Source organism: Tumidithrix elongata BACA0141 (assembly GCF_036349135.1).
GTDB lineage: Bacteria > Cyanobacteriota > Cyanobacteriia > Pseudanabaenales > Pseudanabaenaceae > Tumidithrix > Tumidithrix elongata.
The window spans coordinates 22,656-38,021 of sequence record NZ_JAZBJZ010000018.1 but is presented as its reverse complement, the minus strand read 5'-3'; the positions used below and the strand labels follow the sequence as shown (position 1 = coordinate 38,021).

3 protein-coding genes are annotated in these 15,366 nt (G+C 45.7%); all 3 read left to right on the top strand.

Going from position 1 to position 15,366, the window contains the following annotated elements; translation table 11 throughout:
• Window positions 1-14 precede the first annotated feature (14 nt).
• A complete protein-coding gene (locus tag V2H45_RS06635) occupies window positions 15-1,064 on the top strand; it encodes an Ldh family oxidoreductase (protein WP_330482836.1) in 1,050 nt (349 codons plus the stop codon).
• Complete coding sequence (locus V2H45_RS06630; RefSeq protein WP_330482835.1) at window positions 1,058-7,015, top strand: amino acid adenylation domain-containing protein; 5,958 nt, start codon at window positions 1,058-1,060, stop codon at window positions 7,013-7,015. The genes V2H45_RS06635 and V2H45_RS06630 overlap by 7 nt, the downstream gene beginning before the upstream one ends.
• A 531-nt stretch (window positions 7,016-7,546) precedes the next feature.
• Window positions 7,547-15,325 carry a non-ribosomal peptide synthetase/type I polyketide synthase gene (locus V2H45_RS06625; protein ID WP_330482834.1) on the top strand — a complete coding sequence of 2,593 codons (7,779 nt, stop codon included), beginning with the start codon at window positions 7,547-7,549 and terminating at the stop codon, window positions 15,323-15,325.
• Window positions 15,326-15,366 lie beyond the last annotated feature (41 nt).

Below are 15,366 nucleotides of genomic sequence, written 5' to 3'. Positions count from 1 at the left end.
TCAGGAAGTTTCCTATGGCAGAAACAAGAATCGATCACCAACAATTACGAAATCTAGCTTCTGAATTGCTGATGGCCGCAGGGACAGATGTTTCAGAGGCAACGGTGATTGCGGATAACCTTGTTTGGGCAGATCTTATGGGACGCTTCACACAAGGTGTCTGGCGCTTGACTGTCCTGTTGCCGAGGTTACGTAGCGGGTTAATTCACTCACCATGCCTTCCCAAATTTATTCAGAAGGCAGATGGGGTAATGATTGTGGATGGTAATAATGGCTTTGGGCATTACATTGGACATGTGGCAATGACGAAGGCAATTGAACTAGCCCAATGCCACGGGACAGGCTTAGCAGCAGTGCGTAATAGCAATCATTTTGGTGCAGGTGCGTACTATGTTGAACTTGCCGCACAAGCAGGTATGCTCGGTTTCGCTTTTACGAACGCTACACGACGAGTTGCCGCCTACGGTGGGCTGAGTCCACTTTTTGGAACGAACCCTGTTTGCTTTGGTGCTCCCTTGCAGAATGGAGAGTCGGTTCTAATTGATTTCTCTACGGGTGCAATGGCTGGTTCGGTCATTCGCAAAGCTACCGAGACAGGCGAACCAATCCCTGAAGGTGTTGCGATCGACGAATATGGCAATCCGATTACAACCCCCCAGCAGGCTCAGGGCTCAACACTCCTGCCATTTGGTGGCGCGAGAGGATATTGTCTCAGCTTGCTCGTCGAGATCCTAACTGGCGTTCTGACCAACTCACTCATGTCCTTCCAAATCCCAACAATGCATGAAAAAGAACAGATCGCTTCGCAGATCGGACATTTCTTCTTTGTCATTGATATCACTAGGCTTCTACCTCTTGAAGAATATTATCAACGGATAAAAATGCTTATTATAGAAGTTAAGAAATCTAAGCTTCAGACAGGTGTTACGGAAATTCTGATACCTGGAGAAACTCGTTGGCGCAATTATGCAGATCAACTTAGAGAAGGAATACGACTGGATTGGAAAACAGCAGAGTCCTTGAAATCTATTGCTAACGAACTAAAGGTCGCTACGCCATGGTAACGAACGTAATTATTAAGTCGTCGAATTCTTTTATTGAATTTCCTAAGAAGGACATCGAACAGTCGATCCCTTCCCGCTTCGCACAACAAGTAGTTCACTTCCCGAATCATATTGCAGTTCGCACAAAGACTGACCGGATTACCTATAAAGACCTCGATGCTTTTTCCAATCGCGTCGCTCACACCCTTATTGCAAAATGTGACACTCACCAAGAACCGATCGCTCTGCTCTTTGAACCAAGTATACAAATGGTCGCGGCGGTTCTGGGTGTATTAAAAGCTGGTATGTTCTTCCTTCCCCTCGATCCAAATTCGCCTGCATCTCACAATATTTCCATTCTTGAGAGGTCAGGGGCAAACCATGTATTGACCGATACCAAGAATTTGGTGATCGCTGAGAATCTAGTTTGTGCATCTTCATGGATCGTCAATGTGGATAAATTGGACTCTCAGCAATCGGATATGCCCGTGGGTGAATTTGCAACTGCCGATACGGCAGCTTATGTGCTATACACTTCAGGATCGACAGGAAAGCCCAAGGGAGTTCTTCATAACCACCGAAATGTTCTTCATTCCATTCGTCAACACACAAATTCACTTCGCATTAGTTCCGATGATCGAATTTCCTATCTGGCCTCCTACGGGCGTATAGCTGGCATAACATCTCTTTGGCGCGCATTGCTTAATGGTGCGACTTTATGCATATTCAATCTGCACATCGAAGGTTCGGAAGAACTTGCAGGTTGGTTGAGTAGGGAAGGCATTACAATCTATCAATCAGTTCCTACACTCTACCGCCATTGGGTCAAGAGACTGACAGACACCGATCAATTCCCCATGTTGCGGCTCGTTCATCTAGGCGGTGAGCCAGTCATAATTCAGGATGTAACGCTCTTTAAGCAACACTTCAGTGACGATTGTATTCTACTTCACAACCTTGGCTCAACCGAAGTTTCAACCTATCGACAAAACTTCATCTCCAAAGATACTCCTATCACTGATGCCGCAGTTCCAGCAGGTTACCCGATTGAAGACAAAGATATATCGCTGATCGACGACATGGGAAACCAAGTGGGTTTCAACGAGATCGGAGAAATCGTGGTTAGGAGTCGTTACCTAGCTGTAGAATACTGGCAGGATCCCAAACTGACTCGTGAGTCGTTTGTGGAAGCCCCAAACGGCAATGGGGAACGTACATTTCGCACTGGCGATCTCGGTAGGATTCGACCTGATGGGTGCTTGGAGCACTTGGGAAGAAAAGATCGGCAGATAAAAATTCGCGGAATCCGCATTGAGCCTGCGGAAATCGAGGCAGTGCTGGGGCAAGCTCCAGGGGTCGGACAGTCCGTGGTAGTGGTCGGGAAAGATACTGACGGATATAACCAGTTGATCGGTTATGTGATTCCTGCGATCGGTGCCCATCTTTCCAGTAATACTTTGCGCAACTATCTGCGCGAATATCTTCCCGAACACATGGTTCCCTCGATCTTTGTTACGCTCGATCGATTTCCGCTGACACCGAGTGGCAAAGTGGATCAACTGGCTCTTCCCCCTCCTGTGCTTTATGTTCGGCAGTCAGACTTGGCGTTCGTGGCTCCAAGCAACACAATAGAAAAAACGATCGCCCAGATATGGGAGGAAGTCCTTGGCGTATCGGGGGTAGGCATACTGGATCGTTTTTTTGATATAGGGGGCAACTCACTGCGCGCAATGCAAGCGATCGTACGTCTTCAAAACTCGCTCAATCGGAAGTTGCCTCTGCAAGTCTTATTTGACAACCCAACAATTGCAGATCTCAGTCAATTCATTCAACAAAACAAAGGATTGGGAACTGATATTCAGTATGAGGCAATTTCCCCAAGAGAAACTCAAGATCGCATCCCATTATCCTTTGCGCAGCTAAGACTATGGTTTTTAGACCAACTAGAACCAAATAGCTCCTTTTATAACATGCCAAAAGCGGTGCGCTTGAGTGGTAGCCTCAAACTTGACGTACTACAACGAGCGCTTGATAGCATAGTTGCTCACCATGAAGTATTACGTACCCACTATATTGCCGAAAATGGTAGCCCAATCCAAATTATTGCTGCACCACAATCCGTAGAACTAAAAATCATTGACTTGCAGCAGTATGATAGAGAAGAACAAGATGCTCTATTGCAAGAATGGTTAGAAAAGGAAAGTCAACGCCCCTTTAACCTCACAACTGACCTGATGATAAGAGGATGCTTGCTACAACTAGCCGCATCTGAGCAGATTCTACTGCTAGTAAAGCACCACATTGCCTCTGATGGCTGGTCAATGCGTATTCTGTGGCACCAATTGACGCAACTATACACAGCCTTCTTAGAAGGAAAAACCAATCCAATTCCGCCCTTCTCAATTCAGTATGCTGACTATGCAGTATGGCAGAGAGAATGGCTATCAGGAGAAGTATTAGATACGCAATTGAACTACTGGAAACAGCAGCTAGCTGGAGCCAATCCACTATTAGAATTACCTACAGATCGTCCTCGTCCAGCATTACAGACCTATCGAGGAGCTAGTCAAACCCTTACTCTGCCACAAAATCTCTGCGCATCAATACATCAGCTTTGCAGCAAAGAAGGTGTAACGCTATACATGATATTGCTGACAGCATTCCAAATCTTACTTTATCGATATAGCCAACAAGAAGACATCATCGTTGGTTCACCTATCGCTGGACGAAATCGCGCTGAAGTTGAGGGATTGATTGGTTTTTTTGTAAATACTCTAGTATTACGCACCGATCTATCTGGTAATCCAAGCTTTCAGGAGTTGCTAACACGAGTGCGCTCAGTATCATTAGAAGCATACGCCCATCAAGATTTGCCTTTTGAGAAACTTGTTGAAGAACTCAATCCAGAGCGTTCATTGAGCTATACTCCTTTGTTTCAAGTAATGTTTGCCCTCCAGAATGTTCCAAGGCAAGAGGCACAAATGCTTGGCTTAACTTTGAGTCCTTTGCCTTTAGAGAGCAAATCTGCAAAGTTTGATTTAGATGTGTCTGTTATAGAGACTGAAGAACAGCAACTCGTCTGCTCGTGGAGCTATAGTACAGATTTATTTGATGCTATCACTATTGAACAGATGGCTAGACATTTTCAGACTTTACTAGAAGGAATTGTAGAGAAGCCCGAACAGTCAATCTCTGAGTTGCCATTACTGACAAAGACTGAACTGCATCAATTGCTCTATCAATGGAACAAGACTGAGCAAAGGTACAGGCGAAAATCCGTTCATGAGTTGTTTGAAGCGCAGGTAAAACTGATACCTGAAGCGATCGCCATTGAATACCTCAATCAAAAGTTATCCTATCGTGAGTTAAACAGTCGAGCAAATCAATTGGCAAGCCATCTAAGTAGTTTAGGGGTTGGGGCAGAGGTACTCGTAGGCATCTGTATAGATCGTTCCTTAGAAATGATAGTTGGACTATTAGGAATTCTTAAAGCTGGTGGGGCTTATGTACCTCTCGATCCAGACTATCCTACCGAACGGTTGGCTTATATCATTGCAGATGCCAAAATATCATTCCTCTTAACCCAAAGTAAGTGGGCATCTCAACTATCCAAACATCAAGCCCAAGTCATTTGCCTCGACTCAGACTGGGAAAAAATTTCTTCTTACAGTCAAGAAAATCTTACTGAGTCCTATGTAGGTGAAAATTTGGCCTATGTTATTTATACTTCCGGATCTACTGGCAAACCGAAGGGTGTAATGATTACCCACCAAGCTTTAAGCAACTTCATACAGACAGTAATTTCAGAATATGAGATTACAAAAAGCGATCGCTTGCTTCAGTTTGCTTCGATCAACTTTGATGTGGCAGTTGAAGAGATTTATCCTAGCCTATGTGCAGGGGCTACTTTAGTATTGCGGACAGATACTATGCTGACTAACTTACAGACATTTGTTCAAGCTTGTAAAGATTGGCAGCTAACCGTCTTGAATTTGCCAACAGCTTATTATCATCAATTAGCGGCTGAGTTAGCAAGCACGAATGTCACACTACCAGAATCTTTAAGGTTAGCTATCATTGGTGGTGAAAGAGTATTATCAGAAGCAGTGAAATCTTGGCAGGAATATATTGTCAAATCAGGAAAGAGCGATCGCTGGCAACTGATCAATGCCTATGGACCAACGGAAACAACAGTTAGTGCAACGCTATATCAGATTCCAGCAATGGCTTCCACCTCTGTTAGAGAAGTACCCATTGGTCGCCCCCTTGCCCATCTTCAGACTTATATTCTCGATAAGCATTTACAACCAGTCCCTATAGGTGTACCTGGGGAACTACATATCGGTGGTGACAGTTTGGCGAGAGGCTATCTCAATCGTCCAGAACTAACAGTCGAGAAATTTATCGCTAACCCATTTAGCCAAGAACTGGGTGCACGTCTTTATAAAACAGGGGACTTAACTCGTTATCGATCGGATGGCAACATTGAATACCTTGGTCGCATGGATAACCAAGTCAAAATTCGCAGTTTCCGTATCGAGTTAGGAGAAATCGAAACGTTACTCGCAAAGCACCCTGAGATTCGCGACCTAGCTGTAATTGTTCGCGAAGATAGCCTCGGAGATAAGCGTATCGTCGCCTATATTGTGCCCCATCAGGATCGATCTCCTACAGTTAACGATCTGCGTAACTTTCTTGCCCAAGATCTACCTCAGTTTATGCTCCCTTCGGCTTTTGTGGCATTGGATTCACTGCCTCTTATGCCCAATGGCAAAGTGGATCGTCGTAGTTTACCTATTCCTAATATTTCCAGCGTACATATAAGTGAGGTCTTTATTGCTCCTCGCGATGAAGTGGAGCAACGGCTAGCAAATATATGGGAAAAACTTTTAGGTCAACATCCAATCGGAATTCATGATAATTTTTTTAGCTTGGGAGGACATTCCCTTTTATCTGTACGTTTAGTATCTGAAATAGAAAAAAACTTTAACTGTAAGCTCTCTCTGACATCATTTTTTCAAATCAATACCATTGCCGAAATTGCTGAATGGATTCGTGAGAAGTCATCTGAGGGCATTCCATTAGAAAATCTTCCTCCTGGTCTTTGTTCGGAAGATTATCGATCTCTACTCTCTCATAGTGCTGGTCGTTTCGGGAAACATCTAGGAAAACGTGGCTTAATTGTAGAAATCTCTCCAAAAGAGATGCGCTCATCCCAGCCTTTTGTTTGGATTGGAGACCTTGAATTTAGTAAGAAACTAGAATTAAAGCAACCAATATACTCTATACCGGCAAACAGCTGGACACCTTTACATGCCCCTGGAAATTACACTACAGCGATCGCTACACTGCTAATTGATGAACTCCTCACGGTTCAACCCTTAGGCCCCTATGTAATAGGAGCCTACTGTTATGAAGCATTGGTAGCCTTGGAAATGGCTCAGCAATTACAAAAACAGGGGAAAGAAGTAGCTTTACTAGTGATGATCGATCGTTCTACATCATCTAGATCCATCTTCTATAATTTCTGTCTTCAACTCGAGTGGTACCATACTATTTTTCGATTCCATCTCATGAAACTCTCGCCATTATCTGTTACTGACAAGTTGCAATATATCAGCAGAAGGTTCCCATTTAGGAAAGCAGAAGCATCAAAGGTGTCTGATGAGTCTAACCTTATCACCATTGAAGCTTCTAATATACTCATCCACGCGATTAGAAATTATTCGCCCAAACAGTATTCAGGTAAAGTAGCATTAATCAAAACCTCAAAGGTTGCACTGAGAGGGACTTCAAAAGATTTGTTTAAGACTGATTTATCTTGGTTATTTCCCTGTGATGGTTGGGAAAGCTTATTAACTGGAACAGTAGACCTTCATAAGATTGCATGCAGACATCTTGAACTGCCCCTAAGCCCCTATGCTCAGCAATTAGGTTGTATTTTAGACCAGTGTCTTAAGGAAGTTGAATAACCTTAGTTGGACCGCTATAGTGCTCCTTACCCTAATTGTTTGTGAATGCAGTAAGACTTGAAAGCCTTTGTAGGTAAGATGCCTGTGCTATAAATAAATTGCAGCTCAGATAGGATTACTATAGATAGCTACCCGAGAAAATCACTGAAAAGCTTAACTAGGAGATGCTTAATTGCCATGGATAACTTTTATATAACCTCAAATATTGCCTTTTAGTAACTTTATTGCGATAAACACTGATTGTCACTGTATAGAAAACGGGGATAATCGTATAGTATAAAAGTGTTACTAAGTAAACGTAGAGTAAAAAAGCAAGACTAAGGCATATTGTTTCATTGAGGTTAATTGTAAGCTAACACTTTTTGATAGCTTCAATAAAGTAGGGCTTTGACCGCTTCTTTATTTATTGAATGAATATCATCAATGTTTATCAGTTCTCTTCTAAAAGGTCTTTGAGAAAACCAATATTCTTAAAGTCATTAGAAAATGTATGACACATCTATTACCTGTTATGCAATCATAACCAGCGACATGAGTGACTCTAATCAGACATCTAGTTCCTTGATTAGCCCAGAAGATTTCTGGAAAAGCTTTTTTAAGGGATTTACTGCCAGACCTCTCTTTGGTAATGAGTCTGTTCGCACAAAAGAAAATGCTACCGCGATCGGATATCAAGTACTTTGCCTGAATGAAATCCAAGAACCTGTAGGAGACTCTATCAGAGATTTCTTAACTCAGAACGATTTAGAGCTTTCCACGCTACTCCAGGGGGCTGTAGCGCTACTTCTTAGCCGCTACAGTGGCGAAGAGGATATCCTATTTGGTATACAGGTTACTGAAATAGAATCGACATATCCTACCTTGCCATTTCGGGTACAGGTTACTCCTGACGCAATTTTATTGCCTTGGCTACAAAAACTCCAAACTATCTGGCAGACCTTACAAACCCATAGCCAAGTTCCATGGTCAATCTTGGGAAAGCAAATAAAAAAATGGAATAATCTTCCTAGTGAGATGCCTCTATTTGAGGGTTTACTGATCCTAGATCGCTCACCTAATATCTCAAAACAAGCTGCCTTAGAGGGTGATAATCATCCACTCACTATCATTGCTAAGACATTCCCAGAATTAACGATTCAAGTTCGATACGACTGCAATCGTTTTCAAGAAGATACCATATCGCGTTTGTTAAGACATCTACAGGTCTTACTAGAAGGTATGGTGATTCATCCCGATCAGTGTCTTTGTGATTTGTCAATCTTAACAGCAGCAGAACGCCATCAGATTTTAGTGGAATGGAATTCCACGCAAGTGGATTATCCCTCGAATCGAACAATTCACGAACTTTTTACAGCGCAGGTCACTAGAACTCCCGATGCGATCGCGGTTGTTCTTCCCTTACTAGACTCTGCCATGCAAGAAACGTTAACCTACCAAGAGCTTAACGATCGTGCGAATTTCCTTGCCTACAAGCTACAAGAGCTTGGAGTCGGTGCAGAGACCTTTGTAGCAATGTGCTTCGAGAGATCGCTCGAGATGATGGTTGCCATCCTCGGAATTCTCAAAGCAGGCGGTGTTTACGTTCCCCTTGATCCAGCCTATCCTCAAGATCGACTTACTTTTATGCTGGAGGATACTCAGGCTCCTGTACTGCTTACTCAATCTCATCTACGCGATCGCTTGCCACCCAGTCAAGCCCACGTGATTTGTCTCGAAGCAAATTGGGGAGAGGGAATGTCGGCTGCATTCCCCATATCGCCAAAGATGAATTCTGAGAATTTGGCATATATCAACTATACCTCAGGTTCCACAGGACGACCCAAAGGGGTTGCCATTAATCACCGTGCTGTTTTGCGCTTGGTCTTAGGTAATTACTATACCCGCTTTGATAACAGCCGAACTATTTTGCAGTTTGCTCCGATTTCCTTTGATGCTGCAACGTTTGAGATTTGGGGGGCATTGTTGCATGGTGGATGCTGCGTCTTATTCCCAAACAGTGGTATTCCCGACCCTAAAGATCTAGGCAAGGTGATTCAGTCCAACAGTGTAACGACACTCTTCCTAACCACAGCTCTATTTAACACGATGATTGCGGAATCTCCAGAAGCATTCAATGGAGTACAAGAACTGTTGACAGGTGGTGAGGCAATTTCTATGCTGCATGTGCGGCATTGCATCAAAGTTCTGCCAGACCTCAAACTAATCCATGTTTATGGACCAACGGAAAGTACTACCTTTAGCTGTTTCTATCCGATCCCAAAACAAATTGATGCCACTCTAACTTCGCTACCAATCGGTAAACCGATTGCTAATACAGAATCATACATTCTTGATTCCTATCTTCAGCCTGTTCCAATCGGAGTATCTGGAGAGCTTTATATTGGTGGAGATGGACTTGCCCGAGAATATCTTAATCTTCCTGAAATTACAAGAGAGAGATTTATTCCTCACCCTTTCCGCCCAGACTCAAACGCCCGTCTATATAAAACTGGCGACCTAGCTAAGTATTTACCTGATGGCAATATTGATTTCATTGGGCGTAAAGATAATCAAGTCAAAATTCGTGGATACCGAATTGAACTCGGAGAAATTGAGTCGGCTCTGGAGCATCACGACTCTGTGGCTGAAGCAGTCGTTGTTCTGCGAGATGATATTCCTAGTAAAAAACATTTAGTTGCTTATGTCACATCAAGAGGAGAAGAACAACCTAGTATAAGTCATCTTAAGGCGCATCTGAAACAACGACTGGCAGAGTATATGATTCCCACCACGATCGTGGTCCTAGATAAGATTCCACTCACGCCGAATGGTAAAGCCGATCGCAAGGCACTTCCAGCACCCAAAAGCGCTGGTGTTGGGGATAACTTTATCGCGCCGAATACACCCAAAGAGCGTCAGCTTGCTGAAATCTGGTGCAGTGTTTTAAGTTTAGAGCAGGTCGGAATTGAAGACAACTTCTTCGACATGGGTGGAACTTCGCTGTTGGGATTGCAGATGGTGGCGAGAGTCCAAAAGCAACTAGGTTCAAACTTTCGTGCCGTCAAACTCTATCAATATCCTACCGTCCGTACCTTAGCGCAGTATCTCGATCGCGAAGAAAGCAAATCTTCAGGTTTTCCACAAGAGAAAGATCGAACTCGTCCAGTTCAATTCTCCCGAAAACAAGATTCCACTCAGGCTAAGCCTCAAGATTTAGATATGATCGCGATCGTGGGCATGGCAGGTCGCTTTCCTGGTGCGGATAACGTGGAAGCCTTTTGGTGCAATCTCTGCAATGGGGTGGAATCTTATACGGTATTTAGCGAATCCGAACTCGATCCAAGCGTAGGTGCCGAATTACGCAGCGATCCTAATTACGTTCGCGTTCGCGGCACGATCGCTGGGGCGGAGACCTTTGATGCCGCTTTCTTTGGCATTAGTCCCAGAGAAGCAGAAGTCATGGATCCACAAGCGCGAATATTTCTGGAGTTAGCACACACAGCTCTCGAGAATTCAGGCTATACCCCAGAATTTCATCAAGGTGCAATCGGGCTGTATGCTGGTTCTGGGCAGAATACGTACTTCGAGCAACACATCTGCGGTCGGACAGAAATTATTGATCGCGTCGGTGCGTTCCAAACCATGCTGGCGAACGAAAAGGACTTCGTGACCACGCGCACTTCTTATAAGTTAGGACTGACGGGGCCGAGCCTGAGTATTAATACCGCTTGTTCTACTTCTCTAGTTGCAGTGATTCAAGCTTTTCAGGGATTAGTGAATCGCGATTGCGATCTGGCGCTGGCTGGGGGCATTTCTATTACCACGCCTCAAAATCGCGGCTATCTCTATCAAGAAGGCAGTATGCTCTCTCCTGACGGGCATTGTCGTCCCTTTGATGCCAACGCTCAAGGCACGCTGTTTAATAGCGGTGCTGGGATTGTCGTCCTGAAACGCCTGACGGAAGCACTAGATGATGGCGATCGCATCTATGCCGTGATTCGCGGTGTGGGGCTAAACAATGATGGGACCAATAAGGTCAGCTTCACGGCTCCCAGCGTGAATGGGCAGGCAAGCGCGATCGCAAGAGCGCAAGCCCATGCGGGAATCAATCCTGAAACGATTACCTACATTGAAACCCACGGCACGGCTACGCCTCTGGGCGACCCAATCGAAATTGAAGCCTTAACGCAAGCGTTCCGCTATCGAACCAGTGCCAAACAATTCTGCGCGATTGGTTCTGCCAAGAGTAATTTCGGACATTTAGTCGCAGCGGCAGGAGTTACGGGGCTGATCAAAACCGCATTGGCACTTTATCACAAGCAAATTCCACCGAGTTTGAATTATGAATCTCCGAATCCAGAAATTGACTTTGCTAACAGTCCGTTTTACGTGAATACGAAATTAGTCGATTGGAAGGAAGGAGAAACACCCCGACGGGCGGGCGTGAGTTCCTTTGGCGTTGGCGGAACAAATGCCCATGTCGTCCTTGAGGAAGCGCCAGAGATCGCTGCTTCGAGTACATCCCGACCCTATCAGTTGCTGCGACTGTCCGCAAAAACGAAGGAGGCTTTGGAACAGAATACGGCAAATCTCAAGGAATTTTTGAAGGAACGCCCTGAAGTGAGTCTTGCCGATACGGCTTATACATTGCATCAAGGTCGGAAAGCATTCAATCATCGCCGTTTTGTCGTTTGTCGAGATCTCACCGATGCGATCGCCACGCTAGAATCTCTCGAGGCAAATCGTAGTGCCACCAGAGTCACCGAACTTCGCAATCCTGACCTCGTATTCATGTTTCCTGGTCAAGGTTCGCAATACGTTAACATGGGCAGGCAGTTTTACGAGCATGAGGTTGTCTTTCAATCAGCCGTTGATCGCTGTGCCGAAATTCTTAAAGCATATGTGGATCGGGATTTGCGTGATGTCATGTATCCTTCGCTTAGAACAAATGGGGAAGGAAGTGGAATCGATGAAGAAACTGCGGCAACACTGCTGCGACAGACGCAATATACCCAACCCGCCTTGTTTACAATTGAATATGCCCTAGCCCAACTCTGGCAAAGCTGGGGCGTACACCCTGCAGCCCTGATTGGGCATAGCATTGGCGAATTTGTAGCTGCTTGTTTAGCTGGCGTGTTTTCTTTGGAAGATGGGCTGAAACTGGTGGCAACCCGCGCTGGCATGATGGGTGCACTCCCAAGTGGTTCCATGCTTTCGGTACGTTTACCTGCAGAGGTGGTGGAAAAGCGGATACAAGAAAACAAGCTGAATGCCGAGATGGCGATCGCTGCCATAAATGGTCCCAATCTTTGCGTTGTCTCGGGTTCCACCGATCTGGTCACCAGTTTGCAGCAACAACTGGAAGCCGAAGAGATTGTCTGCCGTTCGCTCCATACTTCTCATGCTTTCCATTCGCCGATGATGGATTCGATTGTAGAGCCATTTGCCGAAATAGTTAAAAAGATTCAACTTTCGCCACCGCAAATCCCCTTTGTCTCGACGGTGACAGCTGACTGGATTACTGATGCAGAAGCCACCGACCCGATGTATTGGGCGAGTCATTTGCGTACCACAGTGCGCTTTGCTGAAGGTTCAAAAACTTTATGGCAAGAGCCCGAACGGGTATTATTAGAAGTGGGACCAAGAACTACCATGGCGACACTGGCACGACAGCAGGCAATAGACTTCAAACGCCAAATTGCGATTTCCTCTCTGGGCAGCACTGCTGAGGATGGAGCTGAATCTGTGGCGATTTTGCAAGCGATCGGACAACTTTGGCTGGCGGGAGTCGAGATCGACAGAGACCAGTTTTATGCGGATGAATATCGTCACCGCATTCCCTTACCCACCTATCCGTTTGAGCGCAAACGCTTTTGGATTGATGCGAAACCAGCTAACGATATGGTTCCATCTCATATCCTTCAAACCCAGATCGTTACAGCTAACCTTTCACCTCCTGCTACCCCAGATCCGATTCAACTAACCCAGTCCTTGCAACCATCAATACAGCTCACTCCAACAGCTATAAATCCGATCGCAGGTTCCACACAAAAGTTAACATTAGAGGTGCAATCGCAAACTATGACTGATGCTCGCAAACAACAATTACTGCCCCAAATCCAAGAAGTCTTAGAAAGCACCTCTGGGCTGGATATTCAAGGTGTTGATGGCAAAACCACATTCTTGGAAATGGGCATGGATTCGCTCTCTCTCACCCAAGTTGCCACGGCTTTAAAAAAGAAATTTAAGGTCAAAGTTACCTTCCGCCATTTGTTAGAAGATTATTCTAATCTCGATACGCTGTCTGAATTCGTGCTTAAATCGCTTCCCACAGAGGCATTCTCTTCTGCTCCCGTAGCAGCGCCAGGTTTTAGGGCTGCTACTCCAATTCAAGCAACACCTTTAGTTACAACGTCAACGCCTCCCCTAGCCCCTACCTATGCTATGTCCATCTCCCAAACTGAACCCAGTTCAAATGGCAACTATAATTCTGGAAATGCCTCTGCGATTCCTTCTGGGATGCATTCAGCCCCATTCAATCCTCAAATGAACCCTCAAATCGCAGGAACGATGCAGGCTGTGGTTGCCCAACAACTCCAAATCATGACGCAACAACTGCAATTGCTCAGTCAATCGGGTGTCGCAATCCAGAATTTTGCCCCACCTGCCATGCAGCAGCAAGAAGCTCAAGCAATACAAGCTGAAATTCCCGCATTACCCCAACCAGAAGCAATCGACGCACCCGCAACCAATGAAACTGGTGAGCCAAAGCCCAAGAAAAATTTTGGACCTGGCGCAAAAATTGAGAAGACGATCAGTTCCATACTAAGCGCAGAACAAAAAAAGGCACTTGATCGCATTATCGCTCGTTATACCGCGCGCACGCCAGAGTCAAAACGTCAAACCCAAGAGCATCGCAAATACCTCGCCGATCCGCGCACTGTTTCTGGCTTCACGCCACTGCTCAAAGAAATGGTTTATCCGATCGTCACTGATCGCGCGCACGGTTCCAAGTTGTGGGATGTGGACGGCAACGAATATGTCGATCTTACGAATGGCTTTGGCTTGAACTTTTTTGGTTGGTCGCCAGATTTTGTGACGGAAGCCGTAAAAGCCCAATTAGATCTGGGCATCGAGATTGGGCCACAAACCCCTCTCGCCGGGAAAGTTGCTAAATTAGTTGCCCAATTCACTGGCATGGAACGGGTTGCCTTTTGCAATACTGGTTCGGAAGCGGTAATGGCAACCATGCGTCTGGCTCGTACCGTTACAGGACGCGACCTAGTGGCGACATTTGCTGGCGACTACCACGGTACATTTGACGAAGCACTTTACCGTCAAGGCTCAAACCTAAAAACCCTGCCAGCATCCCCAGGCATTCTGCCTTCAATGTTCGAGAATCTTTTGGTGCTCGACTACAACTCGCCCGAATCCTTGCAGATTCTGCGAGATCGCGCTGATGATTTAGCCGCGATCTTAGTGGAACCCGTACGCAGTCGTGACCCCAATTTGCAACCCAAGGAATTCCTTCAGGATCTTCGCAGTCTTACGGAACAGTCGGGATCTGCATTTATCTTTGATGAAGTTGTAACGGGCTTCCGCGTTCACCCTGGGGGCGCTCAGGCTTACTTCAACATCCAAGCAGACATGGCAACCTACGGCAAGGTGGTCGGCGGCGGCTTGCCGATTGGCATCTTGGCTGGGAAAGCCGAGTATATGGATGCGCTCGACGGTGGATTTTGGCAATATGGCGACAATTCCATTCCCGAAGTTGGCGTGACCTTCTTTGCGGGAACCTTTGTGCGACACCCGATGGCGCTCGCTGCAGCCGAAGCCGTGCTACTCAAACTCAAAGCGGGTGGTCCAGAACTGCAGCGATCGCTGACCGAAAAAGTCACAAAGTTCGCCGATCGCATGAACCAATACTTCAAGCAAATCGAAGCCAAGATTGAGATCGCTCACTTCAGCTCATTTTTCTACATTAACTATCCTCACGAAATGCCCTATGCTAGTTTGCTGTTTTATTTGCTGCGCGAAAAGGGAGTCCATATTTGGGATCATCGTCCCTGCTTCTTTACGCTGTCTCATACCGATGCCGATATCGAGTTCGTCATCAGAGCTTTTAAAGACAGCGTCGCCGAAATGCAGATGATTGGATTTTTGCCCCAACCTGAGAATATTACCAAGGGGAGTGCGGATGGAGGACTTGATCGCAATCGACCTCCTCAGCCAGGCGCAAGATTGGGACGCGATCCCGAAGGCAATCCTGCTTGGTACGTCCCCGATCTGGAGCGTCCTGGGAAATACCTACAAGTTGGAGGTGTGAAGTGATTAAATATCATTTAGCACCCCAAGAATAAGTCATGCAAGAG